Here is a 25,574-nt window from a genome sequence, read left to right as displayed (position 1 = left end):
TGGACGGTGAAGTGTAGAGACGCCGGGCTTTAGCAGCGAGGTCCGGGACGGTGGCTGGCGGGCGACTAACCCGTCAGCCGCTTTCCGTTAAGGGCTCCGCCGGGCTGCCGCCTGGATGCAGAGGAAGGCGACGTTGAGGTTGGTGTCCAGTGTTTTCGCCCAGGTCCCATAGTTCAGTTCGAGGAACTGGTGCCGCCGCCCGTGCCTGGGTCAGGGCCACCACAGTGGCGCGGCCGATGCCGGAATCGCTGCCGGTGACAATGGCGGCGCGGGGCGAGAAATCGGGCGAGAATCACATGGTGCGTCCTTTCAGTGTCAGGCCGCGGCATCCACAACGCAGAAGCGGTTTCCGTCCGGGTCTTCGAGCACGATGAAGTCCGGGTCATCCGGATAGGAGTCCCAGTCCACCCTGGCTGCGCCGAGCCCGACGAGGCGTTCCACCTCGGCGGCCTGGTCATCGGCGTAGAGATCAAGGTGGAGGCGCGGGTGGGGCTGGACAGCGGTCTCGCTGAGCATGAGGGCGAGGCGGGCGCCATCGCCTTTTTGCGGGACGAGCACCACCCACGTTTCGTCGCCGTCTTCCCGCGGGACGTAGCCGAGGGCGTCGCACCAGAAAGCGGTGGCGCGGGCGACGTCGTTGACACCGAGGACAGTCGTTCCGATCGTCAGCATGCCCCCATGCTTCCGCGCGGCCAGTTGCGACGCAAGGGCTGGGAAAGCCGGAGACGCCGGAAACGTGCGAAATCGCCGGAAGCCTGCGGCGAACTGGCAGGCTTCCGGCGATCTCGGCGATTCGGGGAGGAGGGGGCTCTACGTCAGGCGGATCTGGCGGTTCATGTCCTTGTACAGCAGGTAACGGAACTCGCCCGGGCCGCCGGCGTAGCAGGCCTGCGGGCAGAAGGCGCGCAGCCACATGAAGTCGCCGGCCTCCACCTCAACCCAGTCGTTGTTGAGCAGGTACATGGCCTTGCCCTCCAGGACGTACAGGCCGTGCTCCATGACGTGCGTCTCCGGGAACGGGATGACCCCGCCCGGCTGAAACGTCACGATGTTGACCTGCATGTCGTGGGCCAGGTCGCTGGAATCCGTGAAGCGGGTGGTCTTCCAAGCGCCGTTGGTATCCGGCATCGCGGTGGGTTCCACCTCGGCATCACTGGTGACGAAGGACTTTGCCTCGTAACCCTCGAGCCGCTCGTACGCCTTGCGGATCCATTGGAAGGAGACAATGTCATCCGAGACGTTCTCCAGGCCCCAGGTGGCACCGGCGGCCAGGTAAGCGTAGCCGCCTTCCTCCAGCTGGTGAAGTTCGCCGTCGAGGGTCAGGTTGACCCTGCCCTTGGTGACAAAGACGACGCCTTCGACGCCGGGTTCAAACTCGGCCTTGGGGGCGCCGCCGCCCGGGCCGATCTCCACAATCAGCTGCGAAAATGTGGTGGCAAACCCGGCGATCGGGCGGGCCAGGATCCAGGAACGGGTGTTGGAGAAACCCGGCAGGGTGCTGGTCACGATGTCGGTCATGACGCCCTTGGGGATGACCGTGTAGGCCTCGGTGACGATGGCCCGCTCCGTGGTGAGGTGGGTCTGCGGCGGCAGGCCGCCCTGGGGGTAGTAGTACTTGCCCATCTGTGGATCCTTACTTCGAAGTGGTGTGGGCCAGCCGCGGGTGGGCCAGGCCGGTGAGTTGGGGGAGTCCGACGCCGGCCAGCGCCTGGACGTCGTCGGCGCCCACGGCGCCGCACTGGACGCCGCGCAGCACGAACGCCGCGAGCGCGCGGGCGGTGGCGGGCTCGTCCATGACCCCGCCTTCGGTGCGTTCAACATAGTTGCGGAGCCGGGCCGCGGCGGCCGGCAGACCCTGGCGGTAGAACGCGTACGTCGCCGCGAAACGGCTGGGCAGCTGGGCCGGGTGCAGGTCCCAGCCCTGGTAGTAGCCGCGCTCCAGGGAACGCCGCACCAGGCGGCCGTGCAGCTGCCAGGCGTTTTCCACGTTGTCGCCGACCGGGATGATGTTGGTGGATCCGTCGGACAGCCGGATGCCGGTGCCTGCCACCGCCAGCTGCATGACCTCCTTGGCGAAGTCCGCCACCGGGTGCTCCATCGACTGGTACTCCGCGGAGATCTGCAGGGAGGCCGAGTAGTCGTATGTGCCGTAGTGCAGGCCGCTGATCCGGCCCGGGACGGCGTGCGGCAGCTGTGCCACCGGGGACGTCCCCTCCGGGCCGAGAATGAGCTGCGGCGTCTCCACCTGCACTTCGAACCGGAGCCGGCCGGCCGGGAGCGAGTGGATCTCCTCAAGGCGGGAGACCGCGTAGTCCATCGCCTGCACCTGCGCCACGGTGGTGACCTTGGGCAGGGTCAGAACCAGGCCCTCGGGGAGTTCGCCCGCCGCGGCCAGGCCGGAGACAAACAGGTCCAGGGTGCGCAGCCCGCGGGCCCGGGTGGCGGCCTCGAAGCACTTGAACCGGATCCCGACGAACGGCGGCGCGGAACCGGCCGAAACTGCGGTTGCCACGGCGGATGCCGCGGCAACCGCGGCGGCGTCCTCGGCGTCGTCGCCCCGGTCCCCGAACCCGTCCTCGAAGTCGAGCCGGAGGTCCTCGATCGGTTCAGTCTCCAGCTTCGCCTGGACGCGTGACGCCACAGCCTCGGCGAGGTCGGCGTCCTGGCCCAGCAGCGAGCCGATCCGGGCCAGCCCGCCGTGGGCGGCCGCCGTCGCCAGCGCCTGGGTTCCCCAGTCGGCGGCGAGCGACGGCGTGAACCGGTCCGCGGGGACGTAGACGGTGTGGACGGGCTGGCGGGAGCCGTCGTCACCCGGGTAGTTCCGCTCCAGCAGCCGGTCAGTGTCCGCCAGCTGCCCGTCGATCCGGGCCAGGTCCGCCGCGGTGAGCGATGTTTCGGGTACCGCCATGCCTCAGCCCACCAGTTCGTAGGCGGGGGTGGTCAGGAAGTCCGTGTAGTCCTCGGAGAGGCAGATGTCGCCGATCAGGGCGCTGGCGGGCTGGTAGTAGCGGGCGAACGCTTCCTCGCCCACCTCGCCGCGCAGCTTTTCAGTTTCCTCGGCCAGGATCCGGGTGACCAGTTCGCGGGTGACCTTGTTGCCGGTGTCCGCGAGGACCACCTCGTTGCGGATCTGCTGCCAGACCTGCGAACGGGAGATTTCCGCGGTGGCGGCATCCTCCATCAGGTTGTGGATGGCCACCGCGCCGTTGCCGGAGATCCAGACGGCGGTGTAGGCCACCGCAACGTAGAGGTTCAGGCGCAGGCCGGCTTCCGTGACCTGGCCGTCCGCGGAGGCGATGTCCAGCAGCTGGCCGGCCGTGACCGAGACCTCCGGGCGCTGCTTGTCCAGCTGGTTGGGCCGGTCGCCGAGCACCGAATCGAAGACCTCCTGGCACACGGGCACGAGGTCCGGGTGGGCCACCCACGAGCCGTCGAAGCCGTCGTTTGCCTCGCGGGTCTTGTCCGCGCGGACCTTCTCGAAGGCCTGGGCGGTGACTTCGGGTTCGCGCCGGTTGGGGATGACCGCGGCCATGCCGCCCATCGCGAACGCGCCACGGTGGTGGCAGGTCTTCACCAGCAGTTCCGTGTAGGCGCGCATGAACGGTGCCGTCATGGCCACGGTGGCTCGGTCCGGCAGCACGAAGCTGGCACCGGCGTCGCGGAAGTACTTGATGATGCTGAACAGGTAGTCCCAGCGGCCGGCGTTCAGGCCCGAGGCGTGGTCCCGCAGCTCGTAGAGGATCTCGTCCATCTCGAACGCGGCCGGGATGGTCTCGATCAGGACGGTGGCGCGGATGGTGCCCTGGCCAAGGCCGAGGAAGTCCTGGGCGAAGACGAACACGTCGTTCCACAGCCGTGCCTCGAGGTGGCTCTCCATCTTCGGCAGGTAGTAGTACGGGCCGTGGCCGTTGAGCACCAGCTGCTTGGCGATGTGGAAGAAGTGCAGGCCAAAGTCCACCAGCGCGCCGACGGCGGGTTCGCCGTTGAGCAGCAGGTGCCGCTCCTCCATGTGCCAGCCGCGGGGGCGGGCCACGACGACGGCCAGCGGGGCGTCGGTGCGGAGCCGGTATTCCTTGCCCTCGGGAGAGGTGTAGCTCAGCGTTCCGGTGGCGGCGTCGCGGAGGTTGAGGATGGCGTCGATGACGTTGCCCCACGTGGGTGTGCTGGCGTCCTCAAGGTCTGCGAGCCACACCTTGGCGCCGGAGTTCAGGGCGTTGATGGCCATCTTGGCCGGCGAAGCCGGCCCGGTCATCTCAACCCGGCGGTCCAGCAGCGCCGCCGGTGCCGGCGCAACCTTCCAGTCGCCGTCGCGCACGTTTTTCGTCTCCGGCAGGAAATCCAGACTGCCGGTCTGGGCCACCTGCTCACGCTTGGCCTTGCGGGCCGCGAGCAGCTCGCCGCGCCGGCCGGCGAAGCGCTTGTGGAGTTCCTCCACGAACGCCAGGGCCTTCGGGGTGAGAATTTCCTCCGCACGCTCGATCGGCCGGGGGTCTGTGACTGTGATAGCCATTGTGGGTCCTTTCCAGGGCTGATTCAGGCGTTGGCGAGGGCTGCGTCCGCAGGCGCAGCCTCAGTTGCGGGTGCTGCTTCATTTCCGGTCGCTGCCGGTGCGGTCCGAACACCGGCGGCCGCATGTGCTGCGTTCGCTACCGCGGTGGCAACGTCTGCGGCCACGTGGGGATCGAACACGCTGGGGATAATGTAGCTCGCATTCAGTTCATCGTCAGCAACCCGGTTGGCGATCGCCTCGGCGGCGGCCACCAGCATTTCCGGCGTGATGTCCGATGCCCCGGCGTCCAGCAGTCCGCGGAAGAATCCCGGGAAGGCCAGGACGTTGTTGATCTGGTTCGGGAAGTCGCTGCGGCCGGTGGCGACGACAGCCGCGTGCTTCGACGCCACTGTAGGGTCGATTTCCGGCGTCGGGTTGGCCATGGCGAAGACGATGGCGTCCTTGGCCATCGAGGTGACCTGTTCCTCGCCGATGACGTGCGGCGCGCTGACGCCGATGAAGACGTCGGCACCCTTGAGGGCCTCGTGCAGCGTGCCGGAGAAGCCCTCGTCGTTGGTGTTGGCGGCAATCCAGGTGCGGTGTTCGTCGTCGTACTTCTCACCCGAGTGGATGGCGCCGGAGCGGCCGGCGGCGATGATGTGCTGCGCGCCCTGGGCCTTGAGGAGCTGGATGATCGCGGAGCCTGCGGCGCCGACGCCGGAGACCACGATGCGGACGTCGGCGAGCTTCTTGCCCACGACGCGGAGGGCGTTGACCAGGGCGGCCAGAGTGACGATCGCGGTGCCGTGCTGGTCATCGTGGAAGACCGGGATGTCCAGTTCCTCGCGGAGCCGGTTCTCGATCTCGAAGCAGCGCGGTGCGGCGATGTCCTCGAGGTTCACGCCGCCGTAGACCGGGGCGAGGGCCTTGACGATTTTGATGATTTCCTCGGTGTCCTGGGTGTCCAGGCACACCGGCCACGCATCAACGTTGGCGAACTGCTTGAACAGCGCAGCCTTGCCTTCCATGACGGGAAGCGCGGCTGCGGGGCCGATGTTGCCGAGGCCCAGGACGGCAGAACCGTCGGTGACCACGGCGATCGTGTTCCGCTTGACCGTCAGGTTGCGTGCGGCGTCGGGGTTTTCGGCGATGGCCAGGCAGACGCGGGCGACGCCGGGGGTGTAGGCGCGGGAGAGGTCGTCGCGGTTGCGGAGCGCCACCTTCGGGACGACTTCCAGCTTTCCGCCGAGGTGCATCAGGAAGGTGCGGTCCGAGACGTTGCGGACGGTGACGCCGTCGAGCGCGTTGAGCGCATCCTTGACCCGGTCCGCGTGGTCCTGGTCGGTGGTGTTGCAGGTGACGTCGACAACCAGGGTCTCGTGGTGGGACTCGGTGACGTCCAGCGCGGTGATCGCTGCTCCGGCTGCACCGACGGCGGCCGCGAGCTCGCTGGTGGCGGAGAAGCTCGAGGGGGCCTCCACGCGCAGGGTGATTGAGTTTCCGGGGCTGGGGTTCGCCATTGAATGTCCTCCTGGTCGGGCCCATCGCTGGGATGGGCTCTTCAGCTGAATGTTTTCGTATTATGGATATTATTATCTACTTTATGGAAACACAAGCCCTTGATGCTTCCATCGACGCGGCCCCGGCCCGTGCTGTATCTTTGGCTGTCTAAGCAACTTTTTTCACGATGCGGATAAGAGTTGTCGTATTCGAGGCAACAGGAGAGTGCTACATGGCTGAGAAGGCCACCGGAGGCGTGCAGTCCGTTGAGCGCGTCTTTGAACTTTTGGAACTGATCACCGACGCCGGCGGTGACGTGACGCTCAGCGAGCTCTCCTCTTCCACGGACCTGCCCCTGCCGACGATCCACCGGCTGCTGCGCACGCTCGTGGCACTCGGGTACATCCGGCAGCTGCCCAACCGCCGCTACGCCCTCGGGCCGCGGCTCATCCGGCTCGGCGAAGGCGCCAACAAGCAGCTCGGTGCCCTGGCGCGCCCGCAGCTGAAGTCCCTCGTGGACCGGCTGGGGGAGACGTCCAACATGGCCGTGCTGGACTCGGACATGGTGATTTACGTGGCGCAGGTGCCGTCGCTGCACTCGATGCGCATGTTCACCGAGGTGGGCCGCCGCGCCCACACCCACGACACCGGGGTGGGCAAGGCTATTCTGGCGCAGCTGGACGATGACGTGGTGCGCGGCATCGTGACCCGTACCGGCATGCCCACGCCCACGGCCAAGAGCATCGGCGACTTCGATTCGCTGATTGCGGATCTGAACCGGATCCGCGAACGCGGCTACTCGATCGACGAGGAGGAACAGGAGCTCGGCGTGCGCTGCTTTGCCATGGCCGTGCCCAACGCCCCCACGCCCACCGCCATCTCCGTCTCCGGGCCGGTTTCCCGCGTGGACCAGGCCTTCGCTGACCGCGCCGTGCCGCTCCTGCGCGAAGCAGCCCAGGCCATCTCGGACGAACTCAACCAAAACTGACCTCCCGCCGTCGTACTTCCACAGCGCGAGCTTGCAGCTAATGCCCCCAAATCTCGGATTTGGGGGCATTAGCTGCCTATTCGCGCTTAAGTGGGGCGCTAGTGCTCGGAGTTGGTTGACGCCTGGATGGGGACTTCCTTGCCGTCGCAGTCGATCAGCTTTCCGCCTTCGAAGCGGTCGCCGTCGGCCAGGCACTGCAGGTCCTCCTCCTTGACGATGCGCTCGGTGCCCGCCACGAACACGGACTGGTTCTCCGAATTGCCCGCCTTCAGGTGGTTGAACAGCAGGTTCAGCAGGATGGCCATGACCGCCGCCGAGCTGATGCCGGAGTGGAAGATGGTGCTGAACCAGGACGGGAACTGGTCGTAGAAGGCCGGCGCTGCGATGGGGATCATGCCGAAGCCGATGGACGCGGCCACGATGATCAGATTCATGTTGTTCCGGTACTCCACCTTGGAGAGCGTCCGGATGCCGCTGGCGGCAACCGTTCCAAAGAGTACGACGCCGGCACCGCCCAGGACGGGCGTCGGCACCGCCGCAACCACCCGGCCAAGGACCGGAAGCAGGCCGAGGATGACCAGGATGAGGCCGCCGGCGCTGACGACGAACCGGCTCTTGACGCCGGTGATGGCCACGAGGCCCACGTTCTGTGCGAAGGCGCTCTGGGTGAAGGAGTTGAACAGCGGGGAGATGGCGCTGGAGAGCATGTCAGCCCGCAGGCCGTCGCCGATCCGCTTCGAATCGACCTTGGTGCCCACGATCTCGCCGACGGCGATGATGTCCGCGGAGGTCTCGGTGAGCGTCACCAGGATGACGATCAGCATGGAGATGATAGCTGCGATCTCGAACGTGGGCGGTCCGAAGGCGAACGGGGTGGGGAACGCGACGATCTCGCCCTGGCCCACCTTGGAGAAGTCGGCCATGCCGAAGGCAAAGGCGATGGCCGTGCCCAGGACCATGGCAAGCAGGATGGACAGCCGGGAGATGGCGGCGTTGCCCACCTTGCTCAGTAGCAGGACGATCGCCATGGTGGCGGCGGCCAGGCCGATGTTGGCCATGCTGCCGTAGTTGGGGGCCGCCTTGTTGCCGCCCATGGCCCAGTTGGCGGCCACCGGCATGAGCGTGAGGCCGATGGTGGTGATGACCGTGCCCGTGACAACAGGCGGGAAGAACTTGATGATCCTCGAGAACAGGGGCGTGATGAGCAGCCCGATCAGCGAGGCCGCGATCACCGAACCGAAGACCGCCTGGATTCCGCCGCCGCCGTGGACAATCGCAACCATTGTGGAGACGCCGGCGAAGGAGACGCCCTGGACGAGCGGGAGCTGGGAGCCGAAGAAGCGGATGCCGACGGTCTGGAGGATGGTGGCCAGGCCGCCGACGAAGAGGCAGGCGGCGATCAGCAGGCCGATGTCCTGGGAGGACATTCCTGCCGCGGCGCCGATGATCAGGGGCGGCGCGATGATGCCGCCGTACATGGTGAGGACGTGCTGGAACCCGTAGGCGAAAGTGCTGCCGATCGAGAGGCGCTGATCTTCCGGGCGGGTTGCCGCTGGGCGGCTTTTCTTGGTGATGTTCATGGCAGACTTTCTTGGTTCATGGCAGACGCCTTCGTCTGGCTAACAATGTCTGGCTAACAATTTGAAACTTGTGGCGTGGCCGGGTCCGCTGGCGGGAACCGTGGCCCGGTTTGTGCGGCCGGGGGGAGTTTGTGTCCACTTATTGGGGGTTTAGGGGTGCTTAAGCCGCATGGACAAAAATTTGGTACGTGGTGTGCCGGCGGGCCCGCGGACTTTCGTGTCCGCGGGCCGGCCGGCCGGGGTCTAGCAGAAGCCGGCGATGCCTGACCAGGCGGCGTCGGCTGCTTCGGCGTCGTCGCGCAGGACGGTGGCTTCGATGAGTCCGTACGGGCGGTCGGCCGCGAAGAAGACCTCGTTGGGGTTGTCGAGCCCGAACGGCGAGAGGTCCACGAGGAAGTGGTGCTTGTTGGGCATCGAGAACTTGATTTCCTCGATCTCGCTGTGGGCTTCCAGGACCTTCGCGCCCATGTCGAACAGGGTCTGCTGGAGGGCGTGGGAGTACTTCTCGGTGAAGCCCTCAAGCAGGAGGCTCTTGACGTCCTCGTAGCTCTTGTTGAAGTCCAGCGAGCTGAAATCCGTGCCGGACCTGAAGCGCCAGCGGGCCGAGACGTCGGTGGCCAGGATGCGGTCGGTGGTCTCCGGCAGGGTGGTGTACTTGTCCTTCGGGTACCCGACGAAGCCGGACTGTGTGGACTTCAGGACGGTCAGGTCCTTGAGTCCGGAGATCAGGTGGGTGGCTGCGCCGTCGCGGACCAGAACGGCGGTGCGGACTTCCTGGCCCTTGCGGACGAAGGAGTGGTCGTGCGCGCTGCCGTGTGCCTGGATGCGTTCCCAGGCGTAGGACTCGGCTTCCCAGCGGCCGCCGGTGACCCAGTCGAAGCTGGAGGTGAAATGCTCGCCGAGGCGCAGCAGGAAAGCCTCGGGGGAGCCGACGCCTTCCCGGGCGAAGGCGTAGATGGTGTTCTTCTGGGTGTCGGTGGCGACCACGTGGGCGTTGTCGCCTTCGAGGTGGGCGGCTTCGAAGTCGCCGCGGAGCTGCGAGGTGACGTTCAGGTCCTCGATCTCGTGGCGGTCGGTGTCGCGGGTGATCTTGACGACGCGGACTTCGGCCTTGCCGTACTGGTTGTGGCCGAGGACGATCTTGTTGCTCATGGTCTGTTCCCAACTTCCGGTATGTGGAACGAAAGTCCCACATAGAAATTAAGTGCGTGTTTCCCACGCATTTCCTGTGGCGTCGACCCAAACAAAAAATGAGCCGACATCAGTTGATGCCAGCTCATTACGACCCTGCCTGCTGCTCCCAGGTTACGTGACGTGCGCCACGAATTGACTTCAAGAGTAGCGCAGCATCCCGGTGGTGTACATCACCAATTTAGAAAACCGATTGTGACCGGGGTGGTGCGAAACGGGTCGGCGGGCGGGTCTTGACGCACCGCGCCGGGTATCCGTAAGATTTCACATATCAAAAACTATTTTCCGCTCTACGAAATATTTTGGGCGGAGCTAAGGCAAGAAACGAGGAGGAACAGATGGACTCGCAGGATCAGAACAACGTCGCGGAATTCCCGGCGCCCGGCCAGGAGCTGTACCTGCCGTTCGGTGCCACGGACCCCGACTTTTACATCCCGGCCGACTGCGACCGGCGCTCAGGCAGCCTGTCGCGGTGGCTGCGGGCGCTTCCGGTCTTCGGCAAGCGGCCATAGCGGCTGCCAGAGACGCAGTTTTCGCCGCGCGACGCGCAAAGGGTCCGGCGACACCCGCATTTGGGTGTCGCCGGACCCTTTCTGCGTCGCCGGACCCTTTCTGCGTCCTCAGGGCGTGGGCGGAGAATCCGGACGCCCCGGCCACTCCTTGCCGGCCCACGGGTCATAGTCGGCGATGAGCTCCTCCTGTGGGGGGCGCTCCGCCTCGGGGACGTGTTGCAGGTTCACCCGTACCCGGTACCAGAGCGAACTCGACCCGCGCATTCCGTCGACCAGCACATCGGCCGGGTGCAGGGCGGGGACCACGTCCGCATGCCGGGTCTTCCACTCGTCGAGCGCAGCGAGTGCTTCCGGCTTGGTTTTGGTGCGGGCCACTTCAATGAGCGGCATCACCGACTGGCGGCGGCCGGAGCCGTTGCCCCCGCGCGGCGCCTTCTCGGCGGGGCCGAGCTCCGCAGCCAGGGCGAGAAGCCCGTCAAGTGCTCCCACGGCGTCGTCGATGCCGGTGTGGGGGTCGCCCACCGCGGCGAAGCGCTCCAGCACTGTGGGCACCGTGAACTGCTCCGGCCGGGCGGAGCGGACCTCGTCCCAGGTGAGCGGCGTCGAGACCCGGGCGTCAGGCAAGGGCCGGACTGAGTACGCCGACGCCACGGTGCGGTCCTTCGCATTCTGGTTGAAGTCGACGAACACACTCTCCCCCCGTTCCTCCTTCCACCACCGCGCGGTGGCAAGGCCCGGAGCGCGGTTTTCGACCTCCCGGGCGAGGGTCTCGGCAGCGAGCCGCACGTCGCGGTACGACCACTGCGGCGCGATCCGGACCAGAATGTGGAGGCCCCGCGACCCGCTCGTCTTTGGCCACCCCACGAGCCCGGCGTCGTCGAGCACCTCCCGCGCGACATACGCGACGTCAACGATCTGCGACCAGTCGACTCCCGGCATCGGGTCCAGGTCCACCCGGAGCTCGTCCGGGTGCTCGAGGTCCTCGGCACGGACCGGATGCGGGTTGAGGTCGAGGCAGCCAAGATTCACCACCCACGCCAGGCCCGCGGCATCCCGGATGACGGCTTCCTCCGCGGACGTCCCCGACGCGTAATGCAGCGTCGTCGTGTCGATGAAGTCGGGGTGGTTGTCGGGCACGCGCTTTTGGAAGAAGGCCTCCGCGTCGATGCCCTTCGGGAAGCGCTTGAGCACCATCGGCCGGCCGCCTGCACCCCGGAGCGCGCCATCCGCGACGGCCAGGTAGTACCGCACCAGGTCGAGCTTCGTCAGTCCGGGCTCCGGGAACACCACCTTGTCCGGGCTTGAGATGCGGACCTCGGAGCCGGCAATGTCCAGGATCTCGGCCGGCGTCTTCGACGGAGTCATGCCGCCACGCTAGCAGCTGGCTAACCTCATCGGAATGACGCTCCGTCAGCCGTTCACGAGCCGCCGCGCCGCCGCCGAATGCTCCGCAACCAGCCCGGCCACGTCCAGTCCCGGAATCTGGCCGTCCACCACGCGCCACTCGCCGCCCACCATCACGCGGTCCGCGCGGTCGGCGGCGCACAGCAGGAGGGCGGCGAGGGGATCGTGGCTGCCCGAGAACCGCAGCTCGTCGAGCCGGAACAGGGCCAGGTCCGCCTGCATGCCGGGTGCCAGCTGGCCCAGGTCCGGCCGCCCCAGTACCGCCGCCGATCCGCGGGTGGCCCAGCCCAGCGCCCGCTCCACCGGAACGTGCGCACCGTAGCGGAGCCGCTGCAGGTACAGCGCCTGCCTAGCCTCGAGAATCATGTTGGAGGCATCGTTCGACGCCGATCCGTCCACGCCCAGCCCCACGGGCACGCCCGCTTCCTCCAGTTCGAGGACCCGGGCGGTGCCGGACGCGAGGCGCATGTTCGACGTCGGGCAGTGGGCGACGGCGGTTCCCGCCGCTCCCAGCCGGGCGATTTCAGCGTCGCTGAAATGGATGCCGTGGCCCAGCCAGGTCCTGTCCGTCAGCCAACCCACGCTGTCCAAATAGTCCACAGTGCGCAGCCCGAACGTCTCGACGCAGAATTGCTCCTCGTCGAGGGTCTCCGCGAGGTGCGTGTGCAGCCGGACGTCGTGCCGGTCCGCCAGCGCAGCGCTCTCGGCCATGATCTCCTTGGTGACGGAAAACGGGGAGCAGGGCGCCAGCGCAATCTGGATCACCGCACCGTCGCCTCGCTGGTGGTACTCGCGGATCAGCCGTTCGCTGTCTGCCAGCACCGCCTCAGGGGTCTGCACCGTCGACTGCGGCGGCAGCCCGCCGTCGTCCTCCCCCAGCGTCATGGAGCCGCGGGTCAGGGTGGCCCGCATGCCGAGGCGCCGGACGGCGCCGATTTCGACGTCGATCGCGTCCTCCATCCCCGCGGGGAAGAGGTAGTGGTGGTCGGCGGCGGTGGTGCAGCCGGAGAGCAGCAGTTCGGCGAGGGCCACGGTGGCTGCGAGTTCAAGGTCCCGCGGGGTCAGCCTCGCCCAGACAGGGTAGAGGTTCTGCAGCCAGGGAAACAGGGGAGCGTTGGCCACCGGACCCCAGGCGCGGGTGAGCGTCTGGTAGAAGTGGTGATGGGTGTTGATCAGCCCGGGGAGCACAACGTGGCTGCCGGCGTCGAAGGTCTGCCCGCAGGGTGCGGAGGGCGCCTGTCCGGCGCCGAGCACCTCCACGATCTTGCCGCCGCTGACCACCAGGCCGCCTGAGGCGTCGAGGCCGTTGGCGGTGAAGGCAGCCAGCGGGTTCCGGATCCAGAGCCGGGATTCGGCGGCCGGCGCCGGTGACTGAAGGTTCGGCGACGGAACGTTCGCCGACGGAGAGTCAAAGAGCTGGGTCATGAGGGTCCTTGTCTGAGCGTGCTGATACTTTCCAGCTCAGTGGTCCTGTCTGCTGATCCAGGGGACCCGCTGCCCGACGGCGGCAGGTCGGCACCAGCGTAGGGCGGGCGCGGGAGGGCGGTCAATGGCCGCGCTTTGTGACAGGCATGCTTGGCAGCGGAGGAAGTACCAGCCCGTGAGGCGGCGGAAACGCGCATTTCACATTGCGAAATTAAATTTCCAGAAAACTATGGCGCGGACCACACTCGGGTGCTAATCTCGAGTTGCCAAAGGCGGGCACCCGGACTCCGGGAAGCTATCTACCAGGCGCAACTTAACCTTCAAAAGCACATGCTGAAGCCTGGTAACCGTCGCACTTGGTCCTTTCCGTTCCGTCGCGGGGTACCGGCTTCCACAGCAAAGGGAGTCGCATCATGAGTACCACCGTCACGGCCGAGGCATTCCTGGCCAGGTCCATCCGGTTGGCAACCGCCAACGTCCTGAACAGCGGCGGCCCGTTCGGCGCCGTGATCGTCACCGCCGACGGTCAGGCGTTCGACGGCGTCAACCGGGTCACCGCCGACAACGATCCCACCGCCCACGCCGAGGTCACAGCCATCCGCCGCGCCTGCAGCGGGCTGGGCACCTTCGACCTCCGCGGGGCAACCCTCTACAGCAGTTGCGAGCCGTGCCCCATGTGCCTCGCCTCGGCGCTCTGGGCCCGCATCGACCGGGTTGTCTTCGCCGCCGACCGGCACGACGCCGCCTCCGTTGGCTTCGACGACGCCGTTTTCTACGAGTACTTCGACAACGAGGACCGCCACGCACTGATGCCGGTCTCCAAGCTGGAGCTCGGCCACCCCGAAGCCCCCGCCATCCTGGAACCGTTCAACACCTGGAACACGCTCGACTCCAGGATTGACTACTAGGGCCCGGTGGCTGAAATGACAATCCTGGACAATACCGCTGAACAGCAGGCTGCGCTTCTTGACGCAGGGCAGACGGCGGCACCCGAAAAGAACCCGGCAACCGGCAAAACGCAGCGGGGCAACGGCCCCAAGCCCCCGGCGTCGAACTCGTTCCTTGACCGCTTCTTCCACATCACCCGGCGCGGTTCCACCGTTGCCCGGGAGGTGCGGGGCGGGCTGGTCACCTTCTTCACGATGGCCTACATCGTCATCCTTAATCCGCTGATCCTGGGCGGCTTCAGCGCGGACAACGCCCCGACGGACGTCGCCGGCGGCTGGCTTACCGCGGCGCAGGTGGGCGCAGTCACCGGCCTGACAGCCGGCGTCATGACCATCGCGTTCGGCCTGATCGCCAACCTGCCGTTCGGCCTGGCCGCGGGACTGGGCATCAACTCCTTCCTCGCGGTGGCGGTGATCCAGGAGGTCACCTGGGCCGAGGCCATGGGCCTGGTGGTCATCAACGGCATCCTGATCGTCCTGTTTGGTGTCACCGGAGCGCGGACCGCGATTTTCCGGGCCGTGCCCAAGGAACTCAAGGCCGCCATCACGGTGGGCATCGGCCTGTTCATCGCCTTCATCGGCTTCGTGGACTCGGGCTTCGTCAAGGCCACCGCCGGCGGACCGCCCGTCCAGCTCGGCGACAACGGCTCCATCACCTCCATCCCCACCATGGTGTTCATCGTGGGCCTGCTGGTCATGGGCATCCTGGTGGCACGGAAGGTCCAGGGCGGCCTGCTCATCGGCATCGTGGCCACCACGGTTCTGGCCGCCGTCGTGGAGGCATTCCTGCACATCGGTCCCGCCAGCGAAACCAACCCAGGCGGCTGGCACCTGAACACGCCGGTGCTCTCGGGTCACCTGGTCTCCGCGCCGGACCTTGGGCTGGTGGGCCAGTTCGACCTGTTCGGCGCCTTTGGCCGGATCGGCGGCCTGGCCGCGACGATGCTGGTGTTCACGCTCGTCTTCACCAACTTCTTCGACGCCATGGGCACCATGACCGGGCTGGCGAAGAGCGCGGGAGTGGCGCACAAGGACGGCACGTTCCCCCGGCTCAAGTCCGCCTTCATCGTCGAAGGCGTGGGCGCGGTGGTGGGCGGCGGGACGTCGGGTTCCTCCAACACCGTGTACATCGACTCCGCTGCGGGGATTGGTGAGGGGGCGCGCACCGGGCTGGCCTCGGTGGTCACCGGAGCGCTGTTCCTCGGGTCCATGTTCCTCACCCCGCTCACCAGCGTGGTGCCGCTCGAGGTGGCTGCCGCCGCCCTGGTGGTGGTCGGCGCGATGATGATGGCCCAGATCCGCGAGATCAAGTTCACCAAGTTCGCCGTGGCACTGCCGGCCTTCCTGACCATCGTCACCATGCCGCTGAGCTACTCGATCGCCAACGGGATCGGCGTGGGCTTCGTGAGCTGGGCGGTCATCGGCGCGGCCTCCGGTAAGGCGAAGAAGATCCACCCGCTGATGTGGGTGGTGACCGTGGGCTTTGTGGTCTACTTCGCGCGGGGTCCGGTCAGCGCGCTGCTCGGGGCGTAAAAATGCCCTGCGACGCGCAAACGGCCGGAGGACACGGGAATCCGCGCATCCCCGGACCGTTTGCGCGTCGCTGGGCCGGACCGGCGTCGTACGCTTCCCACTACCAAGGATAGGAACGAGAATATGGGCACCATCGCACGGGAAGAGGGAGTGCTGCCATGCTGGATCTGATGCCTTCTCTGGCCGGCTGGCGCCCGGCGGCCTCCGGGCAACGGTGCGCCGTGGCCACCATCATCACCGCCAGCGGCTCCGTGCCGCGGCCGCCCGGGACGTCCATGCTGGTATCTGAATCCGGCGAGATACTCGGCAGCCTCTCCGGCGGCTGTGTGGAAGGGGCCGTGGTTGCCTCGGCGCTGGAAGTGATGGCCGACGGCGGCACCCGCCTTGAGGCGTTCGGCTTCAGCCGGGAGGATGCATTTGCCGTCGGGCTCACGTGCGGCGGTGAGCTGGAGGTCCATATCCAGGCCCTGGACGGCAGCGCCGCCGGGCTCGGGGACCTCCACAGGTTTGCCGCCGGGGACCCCGAACAGCCGCTGGCCCTGATCCGGCGCATCGACGGCGTGTCCGGCAGGAGCGTGCCCGACGGGACCGTGTCCGGCAGGACCCTGTCCGGCAGTCCATTGGGGGCTGCCGGAACCCAGGACGCCGGAACTCAAGCCGCCGGAACTCAGGGACCCGGAACAACGGGGACCGCGGGCACACAGCCGCCGTCCGTCGTCGTGGTTCCGGATCCCGGCACCTTTGAGGTTGCGGAATCGGCTGAGTTCGCAGCCCTGCTGGGGCTGGACGCCTTGCATCTGGACGCCCTGCACCTGGACGCCGGGGCCAGGCGGGAAGCACTCCTGGCGGCAGCGGCCCAGCTCGAACCGCTGCTGCGCGGCGGCCGGACGGGGCTGGTCCGGCTGGCACCGCCGCAGGGCTGCGGCGTTTCCGGCAGGGGCGCCCACGGTATTGATGGCGGCGTGGTGTCGCCCGAGCCGGTGACGCTGCTGGTGGAGAGCCGCCTGCCGCAGGCCCGGCTGCTGGTGTTTGGCGCCAATGACTTCGGCGCGGCGCTGGTGCCGGCCGCCAAGCTGCTCGGCTACCGTGTCACACTGTGCGACGCCCGGCCGGCGTTCGCGGCGCAGGAGCGTTTCGCCGCTGCGGACGAGGTGGCCACCGACTGGCCGCACCGGTATCTCGCCGCGGAAGCCGCCGCAGGCCGGATCGACCGCCGCACGGTCATCTGCGTCCTCACCCACGACCCCAAGTTCGACATTCCCCTGCTGCAGGAAGCCTTGGAGCTTGATGTTGCCTTCGTCGGCGCCCTGGGCTCGCGACGCAGCCACCGGCAGCGCATCGACGGGCTGCTCGAGGCCGGGGTGGCACCGGAGCGGCTGGCACGGCTGCATTCGCCCATCGGTCTGGATCTCGGTGCCGTCACACCGGCGGAAGTGGCCGTCTCCATCACTGCGGAGCTGATCGCGGCGCGCAGCGGTTCCGTCGCCTGCGCACCATTGCGGGACGGCACCGGACCCATCCATTCCCTTTCCGCAGCCGGGAGCCCCAGCGCAGAACCGGCATTCAATAAAGAACAGGCATCCCAGGAGATCGCATGGACATGAACACCATCGAGGCGGTGGTCCGCACCACCGACCCCGCCGACTGGCGCGACGGCGACGCCTGGCTGGCCGGAGGCACAGTCCTCTTTTCCTACGGCAGCACAGCCTTTGGGCCCGAGCCGCTGCGGCGCCTGCTGGACCTCGGCTCCGCCGGCTGGCAGCCCGTCACGGTGACTGCGGACGGCATCGAGCTCGCCGCCACGTGCACCGTCGCCGAACTGTACGCGCTCCCCGAGACGCTCTTCCGCGCGGGCCCCGCCGGCCACGCGGTAGAAACAGAACAGTATGCGCAGGACTGGCCTGGCCTGGATCTGATCCGGCCCTGCTGCGACTCCTTCGTGGCGTCCTTCAAGGTCTGGAACATGTCCACCGTGGGCGGCAACCTGTGCACATCCCTGCCGGCCGGCCCCATGATCTCGCTGTCCGCAGGACTGGACGGCACGGCCACGGTCCTCGGCCCGGGAGACTCCCGACGGGAGCTGCCGGTGGCCGACTTCATCACCGGGGACGGGCAAAACACCCTGGCACCCGGCGAGCTGCTCCGCAGCGTCAGCCTGCCGGCGTCGGCACTGTCCTCCCGGGTGGCGTTCCGCCGGCTCTCGCTGAGCAACCTCGGCAGGTCGGGGGTGCTGCTGATCGGAAGGCTCGACGGCGGCGGCCGGTTCACGCTCACCGTCACCGCCGCCACCAAACGGCCCGTGCAGCTCCGGTTCGATTCCCTGCCGGACGCGCCGGAGCTGGGCGACGGACTCGAGGCCGCCATCCCGGCAGGCCTGTATCACGACGATATCCACGGGCTGCCCGCGTGGCGCCGCGACATGACGCACCGCCTGGCAGAGGAAATCCGGGTAGAACTCGGCCTCCCGGCCGGAGCCCCGGCAGCCGTGTCCGGCGACTTCTGGCCGCCCCAGCAGACACAGCAGCAGCAGACACAGCAGCAGACCCGGCAGATGAAGAGAGGGGCCTGAGCATGGCCATGGAAATCAACGGCGCGCCGGTGGAGGCGCAGCCGCGTCCCGGCCAGTGCCTGCGCACGTTCCTTCGGGAGCAGGGCAACTTCGGCGTGAAGAAGGGCTGCGACGGCGGCGACTGCGGTGCCTGCACCGTCCACGTGGACGGCACCCCGGTGCACAGCTGCATCTACCCGGCCGTGCGCGCGGAGGGCCACGCCGTCACCACGATCGAAGGCCTCGCAGCCACGAACCGGACTTCCGCCAGTGAAGGAGCTGACCTGCACCCCATGCAGCAGCAGTTCCTGGACCGCCAGGGCTTCCAGTGCGGCTTCTGCACCGCGGGCATGATCATGACGGCCGCCACGTTCGACGACGCGCAGAAGGAAAACCTGCCGCGCAACCTCAAGGGCAACCTGTGCCGGTGCACCGGATACCGGGCCATCGCGGACGCCGTCTGCGGCCACGAAGGACACCCGGCCCCGGAAGGCCCAGGCTCGGGGATCGCGGGCGAGGGGCAGCCCGCCCCGGAGCCCGGCCGGCTCGGGGACGACGTCCCGGCCCCCGCCAGCCGCGCGGTGGTTACGGGGCAGGCGCGCTACACGCTGGACGTCCCGGCCGAGGCGCTGCCCGGCCTGCTGCACATGAAGCTCGTGCGTTCACCGCACGCGCACGCGCGCGTCGTGTCCATCGACACCGCGGCGGCCATGGAGGTGCCGGGAGTGGTGGCCGTGCTCACCGCCGAGGACGCCCCGGACCAGCTGTATTCGAGCGCCCAGCACGAGCTCTACACCGACGATCCCGACGACACCCGGCTGCTGGACACCGTGGTGAGGTTCCGCGGGCAGCGGGTGGCCGCCGTCGTCGCGGAATCGGTGGGCGCCGCGGAAGCTGGCGTCCGCGCTGTCCGCGTGACGTATGAGGAACTGCCCGCGGTGTTCACCCCGCAGGACGCCATCCGGCCCGGCGCGCCCGCCCTGCATGGGGACAAGGACGCCGGCACGGCGCGGATCGCCCAGCCGGGGCGGAACATCGTGGCCGAGCTGCACTCCGAGCTTGGCAGCGTCAGCGACGGCTTCGAAGCCGCTGACTTCATCCACGACCAGACCTACCGCACCCAGCGGGTCCAGCACGTCGCGCTGGAAACCCATGCCGCCATCGCCTCGGTGGACGGCGACGGCAGGCTGCAGGTGCGCACGTCCAGCCAGGTTCCGTTCCTGGTCCGCCGCACGCTCTGCCGCGTGTTCGGGCTGCCGGAGGACCAGGTCCACGTGGTGGCGGGCCGGGTGGGCGGCGGTTTCGGCGGCAAGCAGGAGGTGCTGACGGAGGACATCGCCGCGCTCGCGGCCCTGAAACTGCGGCGCCCCGTGCAGCTGGAATTCACCCGGACCGAGCAGTTCACCGCCAGCACCACGCGGCACCCGTTCACCATCAAGGTCAAGGCAGGCGCCAGCAGTGACGGCAGGCTCACGGCGCTGCAGCTGGACGTCCTTACGAACACGGGCGCCTATGGCAACCACGCCCCCGGGGTCATGTTCCACGGCTGCGGCGAATCCCTGGCCGTCTACAAATGCGCCAACAAGAAGGTCGACGCGCACGCCGTCTACACGAACACCGTGCCGTCCGGTGCCTTCCGCGGTTACGGGCTCAGCCAGATGATCTTCGCCATCGAATCGGCCATCGACGAACTGGCTGCAGGCATCGGCATGGACCCGCTGGAGTTCCGCCGCCGCAACATGGTCCGCGAGGGCGACGACATGCTCTCCACCCATTCCGAACCCGAAGAGGACGTCCACTACGGCAGCTACGGGCTGGACCAGTGCACGCGCCTGGTGCAGGACGCGCTGGAACGCGGCCGCGAACGCTACCGGTCCGCCGGCCTTGACGACCTCGGCCCGGACTGGGTCACGGGGGAGGGTACCGCCCTGTCCATGATCGACACCGTTCCGCCGCGGGGCCACTTCGCCCACTCGAAGCTCCGGCTCCTGGCCGACGGAACGTACGCCGCCGACGTCGGAACCGCCGAATTCGGCAACGGCACCACCACAGTGCACGCACAGCTGGCGGCCACGGCACTGTCCACCGTGGCCGCGCGGGTCGCCGTCTGGCAGTCCGACACGGACCTGATCGAGCACGACACCGGTGCCTTCGGCTCGGCCGGCACGGTCGTGGCCGGCAAGGCCACACTGGCCGCCGCCGAGGAACTGGCCGTCCGGATCCGGGCGTTCGCCGCCGGCATCCGGCAGATCCAGGCCTCCGGATGCGTGCTCGACGGCGACGCCGTCGTCTGCGAGGGAACCCGGGTGCCGCTTACTGAACTGTTCGACGCCGCCCGGCAGGCCGGCGTCGAACTCGAGGCAGAGGGGCGCTGGGGCGGCACACCGCGCTCGGTGGCCTTCAACGTCCACGGTTTCCGCGTGGCTGTGAACACCGGGACCGGTGAGCTGCGGATCCTGCAGAGCGTGCAGGCGGCGGACGCCGGCGTCGTGGTGAACCCGCGGCAGTGCCGGGGCCAGATCGAGGGCGGGATTGCCCAAGCCCTGGGCGCCGCCCTCTACGAGGAGGTCCGGGTGGACGACGCCGGCCGGGTCACCACGGACATCCTCCGGCAGTACCACATCCCGTCCTTCGCCGACGTGCCGCGCAGCGAGGTGTACTTCGCCGATACGAACGACGCGATGGGACCGCTCGGGGCCAAGTCGATGAGCGAAAGCCCCTTCAACCCTGTGGCACCGGCGCTGGCCAACGCCATCCGGAATGCCACCGGCGTCCGGTTCGCCGAGCTGCCGATCGCCCGGGACAAGATCTACCTGGGGCTGAAGGCGGCGGGACTCGTTCCCGACGGCGTTCCCGCAGGCGGCATTCCCGCAGGCGGCATTCCCGCAGGTCCGGGCAACGCGGAGTCACTTTGCGCCCCATGAACCGCAGGGGAGGGCGCGAAGTGACCCCGCGTGGGGTCGGCAACATATAGTCGGGGGATGGAACAGCGCATCTTAGGCAAGACCGGACGGAACGTTTCAGTCGTTGGACTGGGGACCTGGCAGCTCGGCGCGGACTGGGGCAACGTTGACCCGGCGCAGGCGCAGGCCATCCTCGCGGCCTCGGCGGAGGCCGGCGTGACCTTCTTCGACACCGCGGACGTCTACGGGGACGGCCGCAGCGAGCAGGCCATCGGGGCGTTCCTCGCCGACAACCCGGGCACGGGCATCACGGTAGCCACGAAGATGGGCCGCCGGCTGGAGCAGCGTCCGGAAAACTACAACCTCGCCAACTTCCGCGAATGGGTGGACCGGTCGCGCCGCAACCTGCGCACCGAGGCTCTGGACCTGGTCCAGCTGCACTGCCCGCCCACCGCCGTGTACAGCCGGGCCGAGGTGTACGACGCCCTGGACACCCTCGTTGCCGACGGTGCCATTCGGAACTACGGCGTCAGCGTGGAGCGGACCGACGAAGCCCTCGAAGCCCTGCGGCACGAGGGCACGGCGTCCGTGCAGATCATCCTGAACGCCTTCCGACTCAAGCCGCTGGAGGAGGTGCTCCCCGCTGCGAAGGCCGCGGGCGTGGGCATCATTGCCCGGGTTCCGCTCGCCTCCGGCCTGCTGTCCGGGAAGTACACCAAGGAAACCGTCTTCGCCGAGGGCGACCACCGCAACTACAACCGCGCCGGTAACGCCTTCGACGTCGGAGAGACCTTCTCCGGGGTGGACTACGAGCTGGGGCTCAAGGCCGTGGCCGAGTTCGAACAGCTGGTGCCGGAGGGTACCGGCACCGCGCAGGCCGCGATCGCGTGGGTCGCCGCGCAGGACGGCGTCACGTCCGTCATTCCCGGTGCCCGTTCAGTGGAGCAGGCCAGGGCCAACGCCGCCGCGGCCGCTACGGTACTCAGCCCGGAGTTCGACGAAGGCGTGCGCTGGATCTATGACCACTACTTCCGCGAGGCCGTCCACCCCCGCTGGTAAAGCATGACCTCCTCGCCGATCGAAGACTTCGCTGACCGGCTCGCTGCCGTCGAAACCGGCCCGGCCTGCACCAACTTCTTCGACCACTCGGATCCCGCCAACGCCCTGCGCCGGCAAAACCTGGTGGCCTATCTCAGCGACATGCTGGACCGGGCCCCGAAGGTGCTGCTGGTGGGGGAGGCGCCGGGCTTCCGGGGCATGCGGATCACGGGGGTCCCGTTCACCAACCGCACCATGTTCCAGGGGCCGGCCAATCCCTTCGGACTGTTCGGTTCCGGGAAAGGGTACGTGCTGCCGCCGGAGGCGGCCGGCGTCGCCGCCGAGCCGACCGCCACAGTCATGTGGGAAGTCCTTGCCGAGCTCGGCTTCCTCCCTTTGCTCTGGAGCGCATGCCCCTGGCATACCCATCTGCCGGGACGGCCGCTGTCCAACCGCACGCCCACACCCGCGGAAGCGGCGCTGGGCACCCCGTTCTGGCAGGCGCTGACCGGGATCTTTCCCATCGAAACCGTGGTGGCCGTGGGGAACGTGGCACACACCAGCCTTCGCCGCAGCGGCCTGGACGTGCCAAAAATCAGGCATCCCGCCCACGGCGGGAGGGCCCGCTTCAAGCAGGGACTGCACGAACTTCTTGCGGCGGGAATGGCGCAGTGACTGCCGGCCGCGCCGCCCCCACCCGCCGCTGAACTGGCCGGGGCCGCTGACCTAGCCGAGCAGGTGCAGCTGGTCCGGGGTGTCGAGGTCTTCGCCGCCGGTCTGGCCTGATCCGGGTGGCGGCGTGCAGTCCACCAGGTCGATCAGTTCCGGGTGGGCCTGGAGGAAGAACCGGGCGCCGGCGTCTCCGGCCGCCGATGCCGCAGCACCCGCGCGCAGGGTGGCGTCGAGCAACAGCGGGTGGCCGCGCCGGAGCTTGCCCGAATCATCGGCGTAGGCGGCGGCCGTCACCCGGCCCGGCCGGTGTGCCCGCAACAGCCGGGCGACAATTTCCGCTGTCAGCCCGGGCTGGTCCACGAGCGCCACCAGCACATGGTCTTCCGGGCGTGCGCGGTCCAGCCCCGCCTGGAACGAACTTCCCATTCCGCCGGCCCACTCCGGGTTCTCCACCACGGTGTGCCGGGCCAGGTCGGTCCGGGCGCGGACGTCCGCAGCGCCCGCGCCGAGCACCACCACAACGTCCCGGCAGCCGCCGTCGAGCAGCACGTCCGCCAGGACCTCCACGAGGGTGCGGCCGCGGAATGGAAGCAGCGCCTTCGGGCCGCGTCCCAGGCGGGTACCGGCACCCGCCGCCAGCAGCACGCCCGAGGTCCGGGGAAGCGGGGAGGCGGTCATGGAACCACCCTAGGCCATGCCGGACCCGGTGCCCGGACCGGACGTCCGGTCCGGATGCGGCGGAATCCTACCCGGTAGTAGGGGTGGTTCGTCCAGTGAATGGCGGCTAACGTCGGATATGTCGTGTTGGCAATTGGGGGTCGTAATGGCGGCTGCAACGGTGCAGCTGGCGGAAGGAGCGTATATGGCAGGTTCATTCGTAATCGAGACGGCGGGCGCGGGACAGTACCGGTTCAGGCTGACGGCGGACGATGGAACCGTGGTTGCGGTTTCGCCCAGCTTTCCCAACATCAAGGCAGTTGCCGCGGGGATCACGGCAGTCCGGGAGAGCGCAGCAACAGGCTTCGTCGTCGACCGCAGGCATCCCTGACGTATCCAAACGCGACGGCGGCCCGCACCATCAGGTGGGGGCCGCCGTCGTTTTTAATGTGTCGCCAGTCCGGTTTCGACAGGCTCAACCAGCGGGATAGGGCTCAGGAGTCGCCGCCGGCTCCTCCCGTTGTTCCCGCCGTGACGTCCAGGAGTTTGTAGCGGTCCATGGCGTACGACGGCGCGCCCTCCTGCACTGCACCCCTCGCCGCCAGCAGCTGGAGGGTTTTGACGACGATGGAGTGGGTGTCGTTTTTGAAGTAGCGGCGGGCGGCGGCGCGGGTGTCGGAGAAGCCGAAGCCGTCGGCGCCGAGGGTGGCGAAGTCGTTCGGGATGAACTGCCGGATCTGGTCCGGGACGGCCTTCATGTAGTCCGAGACGGCGATGACGGGGCCCTGGGCTCCGGCGAGCTGCCTGGTGACGAAGGGTTCGCGGGCGTCCTGGCCGGGGTTGAGGAAGGCTTCTTCTTCGGCGGCGAGGCCGTCGCGGCGCAGTTCGTTCCAGGAGGTGACGGACCAGACGTCGGCGGAGACGCCCCAGTCTTCGGCGAGGATCCGCTGGGCTTCGAGGGCCCAGGGGACGGAGACGCCGGAGGCGAGGATCTGGCTCTTGGGGCCTTCGGTGGTGGAGGCTGCGAGCTTGTAGATGCCCTTCAGGACGCCTTCGACGTCGAGGTTCTCCGGTTCGGCGGGCTGGGTGATGGGCTCGTTGTAGACCGTGAGGTAGTACATCAGGTTCCGGTCTGCGTTGTTTTCTTCGGAGGCTGGCCCGTACATGCGTTCGAGGCCGTCGCGGACGATGTGGCCCATTTCGTAGCCGTAGGCGGGGTCGTAGGTGACTACGGCGGGGTTGGTGGAGGCCAGCAGCGGGGAGTGTCCGTCGGCGTGCTGGAGGCCTTCGCCGGTGAGGGTGGTCCGTCCTGCGGTGGCGCCGATGATGAAGCCGCGGGTCATCTGGTCGGCGGCGGCCCAGAAGGCGTCCCCGGTGCGCTGGAAGCCGAACATGGAGTAGAACACGTAGACCGGGACCAGGGGCACGCCGTGGGTGGCGTAGGCGGTGCCGGCGGCGGTGAAGGCTGCCACGGCGCCGGCTTCGTTGATGCCGGGGTGGATCAGCTGTCCCTGCGCGGATTCCTTGTAGGCCAGGACCAGGTCCCGGTCCACGGACAGGTAGTTCTGGCCGCCAGGGTTGTAGATCTTCGCGGTCGGGAAGAACGCGTCCATGCCGAAGGTCCGTGACTCGTCCGGCACGATGGGGACAATCCGGTGCCCGAACTTTTTGTCGCGGAGCAGGTCCTTCAGGAGGCGGACGAACGCCATGGTGGTCGCGGCCTGCTGCTTGCCCGAACCGCGCTTGGCGACGTCGAACGTCTTGGCGTCCGGCATCTCCACCGCCCCCTGGCCGGAACGGCGTTCAGGTACGGACCCGCCCAATGCCTTCCGCCGCTCCAGGAGGTAGGCGATCTCGGGTGCGTCCGGACCGGGGTGGTAATACGGAGGCCGGTAAGGATCCTCTTCGAGCCGGGCGTCGGAAATGGGAATCCTCAAGTAATCCCTGAATTCCTTCAGGTCGTCGAGGGTGAGTTTTTTCATCTGGTGGGTGGCGTTGCGGCCTTCGAAGTGCGGGCCCAGGCCGTAGCCCTTGACCGTTTTGGCCAGGATCACGGTGGGTTTGCCCTTGAATTCGGTCGCGGCCTTGTACGCGGCGTAGACCTTGCGGTAGTCGTGCCCGCCGCGCTTGAGGTTCCAGATCGCGTCATCGCTCAGGTCAGCGACCAGGTCCTTGGTCTGCGGGGTC

General features: G+C 68.0%; 21 protein-coding genes. 10 read left to right on the top strand and 11 right to left on the bottom strand.

What is annotated here, in order from left to right; genetic code table 11:
- Positions 1–315: 315 nt before the first annotated feature.
- The 5 genes from ARGLB_RS21830 to ARGLB_RS21810 form a co-directional block, all read right to left on the bottom strand.
- Positions 316–672, bottom strand: a complete 357-nt coding sequence (locus ARGLB_RS21830; protein ID WP_003806342.1) for a VOC family protein — start codon at positions 670–672, stop codon at positions 316–318.
- A gap of 138 nt (positions 673–810) precedes the next feature.
- Complete coding sequence (locus ARGLB_RS21825; protein ID WP_003806341.1) at positions 811–1,623, bottom strand: bifunctional allantoicase/(S)-ureidoglycine aminohydrolase; 813 nt, start codon at positions 1,621–1,623, stop codon at positions 811–813.
- Between the two features lie 10 nt (positions 1,624–1,633).
- Positions 1,634–2,908 carry a DUF6986 family protein gene (locus tag ARGLB_RS21820; protein ID WP_003806340.1) on the bottom strand — a complete coding sequence of 425 codons (1,275 nt, stop codon included), beginning with the start codon at positions 2,906–2,908 and terminating at the stop codon, positions 1,634–1,636.
- A gap of 3 nt (positions 2,909–2,911) precedes the next feature.
- Positions 2,912–4,510 carry a malate synthase A gene (gene aceB / locus ARGLB_RS21815; protein ID WP_003806339.1) on the bottom strand — a complete coding sequence of 533 codons (1,599 nt, stop codon included), beginning with the start codon at positions 4,508–4,510 and terminating at the stop codon, positions 2,912–2,914.
- A gap of 23 nt (positions 4,511–4,533) precedes the next feature.
- Positions 4,534–6,009: an NAD-dependent malic enzyme gene (locus ARGLB_RS21810; protein WP_003806338.1), complete on the bottom strand. Its 1,476-nt coding sequence runs from the start codon at positions 6,007–6,009 to the stop codon at positions 4,534–4,536.
- A gap of 212 nt (positions 6,010–6,221) precedes the next feature.
- On the opposite strand from ARGLB_RS21810, the gene ARGLB_RS21805 reads away from it, so the two are divergent.
- Positions 6,222–6,977, top strand: coding sequence for an IclR family transcriptional regulator (locus ARGLB_RS21805; protein ID WP_003806337.1), 756 nt, complete (start codon positions 6,222–6,224; stop codon positions 6,975–6,977).
- 98 nt (positions 6,978–7,075) lie between these two features.
- On the opposite strand, the gene ARGLB_RS21800 is transcribed toward ARGLB_RS21805, so the two are convergent.
- Both ARGLB_RS21800 and pucL read right to left on the bottom strand, forming a co-directional pair.
- The gene (locus tag ARGLB_RS21800; protein WP_003806335.1) at positions 7,076–8,557 is read right to left on the bottom strand and encodes a nucleobase:cation symporter-2 family protein; all 1,482 of its coding nucleotides are present in this window, start codon (positions 8,555–8,557) and stop codon (positions 7,076–7,078) included.
- A gap of 243 nt (positions 8,558–8,800) precedes the next feature.
- A complete protein-coding gene (gene pucL / locus ARGLB_RS21795) occupies positions 8,801–9,709 on the bottom strand; it encodes a factor-independent urate hydroxylase (RefSeq protein ID WP_003806334.1) in 909 nt (302 codons plus the stop codon).
- A gap of 377 nt (positions 9,710–10,086) precedes the next feature.
- Here pucL and ARGLB_RS23785 point away from each other — a divergent pair, with 377 nt between their 5' ends.
- Positions 10,087–10,260 (top strand): hypothetical protein, encoded by a 174-nt coding sequence (locus ARGLB_RS23785; RefSeq protein WP_003806333.1) that lies wholly within the window; start codon positions 10,087–10,089, stop codon positions 10,258–10,260.
- A gap of 108 nt (positions 10,261–10,368) precedes the next feature.
- Here ARGLB_RS23785 and ligD read toward each other — a convergent pair whose 3' ends face one another.
- Together ligD and ARGLB_RS21785 are read right to left on the bottom strand one after the other, a co-directional pair.
- Positions 10,369–11,625: a non-homologous end-joining DNA ligase gene (gene ligD, locus ARGLB_RS21790; protein ID WP_003806332.1), complete on the bottom strand. Its 1,257-nt coding sequence runs from the start codon at positions 11,623–11,625 to the stop codon at positions 10,369–10,371.
- A 45-nt stretch (positions 11,626–11,670) separates the two neighbouring features.
- The gene (locus ARGLB_RS21785; RefSeq protein ID WP_003806331.1) at positions 11,671–13,089 is read right to left on the bottom strand and encodes an 8-oxoguanine deaminase; all 1,419 of its coding nucleotides are present in this window, start codon (positions 13,087–13,089) and stop codon (positions 11,671–11,673) included.
- 413 nt (positions 13,090–13,502) lie between these two features.
- Between ARGLB_RS21785 and ARGLB_RS21780 the strand changes: the two genes are divergently transcribed.
- The 7 genes from ARGLB_RS21780 to ARGLB_RS21750 all read left to right on the top strand — a co-directional run bounded on the left by ARGLB_RS21780 (position 13,503) and on the right by ARGLB_RS21750 (position 22,733).
- The gene (locus ARGLB_RS21780; RefSeq protein WP_003806330.1) at positions 13,503–13,997 is read left to right on the top strand and encodes a nucleoside deaminase; all 495 of its coding nucleotides are present in this window, start codon (positions 13,503–13,505) and stop codon (positions 13,995–13,997) included.
- A gap of 6 nt (positions 13,998–14,003) precedes the next feature.
- Positions 14,004–15,569: an NCS2 family permease gene (locus ARGLB_RS21775; protein ID WP_003806329.1), complete on the top strand. Its 1,566-nt coding sequence runs from the start codon at positions 14,004–14,006 to the stop codon at positions 15,567–15,569.
- 158 nt (positions 15,570–15,727) lie between these two features.
- Positions 15,728–17,173: an XdhC family protein gene (locus tag ARGLB_RS21770; protein WP_003806328.1), complete on the top strand. Its 1,446-nt coding sequence runs from the start codon at positions 15,728–15,730 to the stop codon at positions 17,171–17,173.
- Positions 17,164–18,138, top strand: coding sequence for an FAD binding domain-containing protein (locus ARGLB_RS21765; RefSeq protein WP_003806327.1), 975 nt, complete (start codon positions 17,164–17,166; stop codon positions 18,136–18,138). The genes ARGLB_RS21770 and ARGLB_RS21765 overlap by 10 nt, the downstream gene beginning before the upstream one ends.
- Positions 18,139–18,140: 2 nt before the next feature.
- Positions 18,141–21,041 carry a molybdopterin-dependent oxidoreductase gene (locus tag ARGLB_RS21760; RefSeq protein WP_003806324.1) on the top strand — a complete coding sequence of 967 codons (2,901 nt, stop codon included), beginning with the start codon at positions 18,141–18,143 and terminating at the stop codon, positions 21,039–21,041.
- A gap of 57 nt (positions 21,042–21,098) precedes the next feature.
- Positions 21,099–22,079 (top strand): aldo/keto reductase, encoded by a 981-nt coding sequence (locus ARGLB_RS21755; protein WP_003806323.1) that lies wholly within the window; start codon positions 21,099–21,101, stop codon positions 22,077–22,079.
- 3 nt (positions 22,080–22,082) lie between these two features.
- A complete protein-coding gene (locus ARGLB_RS21750; protein ID WP_003806322.1) occupies positions 22,083–22,733 on the top strand; it encodes a uracil-DNA glycosylase family protein in 651 nt (216 codons plus the stop codon).
- 51 nt (positions 22,734–22,784) lie between these two features.
- Here the strand turns inward: ARGLB_RS21750 and nboR are convergent, their stop codons facing one another.
- Entirely contained in the window at positions 22,785–23,408 is a 624-nt protein-coding gene (gene nboR, locus ARGLB_RS21745; protein WP_003806321.1) for a nicotine blue oxidoreductase, read from the bottom strand.
- A 184-nt stretch (positions 23,409–23,592) separates the two neighbouring features.
- On the opposite strand from nboR, the gene ARGLB_RS21740 reads away from it, so the two are divergent.
- Positions 23,593–23,778, top strand: a complete 186-nt coding sequence (locus ARGLB_RS21740) for a YegP family protein (RefSeq protein WP_003806320.1) — start codon at positions 23,593–23,595, stop codon at positions 23,776–23,778.
- Between the two features lie 103 nt (positions 23,779–23,881).
- Here the strand turns inward: ARGLB_RS21740 and ARGLB_RS21735 are convergent.
- The coding region (locus ARGLB_RS21735) for a transketolase-like TK C-terminal-containing protein (protein ID WP_003806319.1) at positions 23,882–25,574 on the bottom strand (1,693 nt) is incomplete at its 5' end.

The sequence above is a fragment of the Arthrobacter globiformis NBRC 12137 genome (assembly GCF_000238915.1).
Taxonomy (GTDB): Bacteria; Actinomycetota; Actinomycetes; order Actinomycetales; family Micrococcaceae; genus Arthrobacter; species Arthrobacter globiformis.
This window is presented reverse-complemented; position numbering and strand designations above follow the sequence as displayed.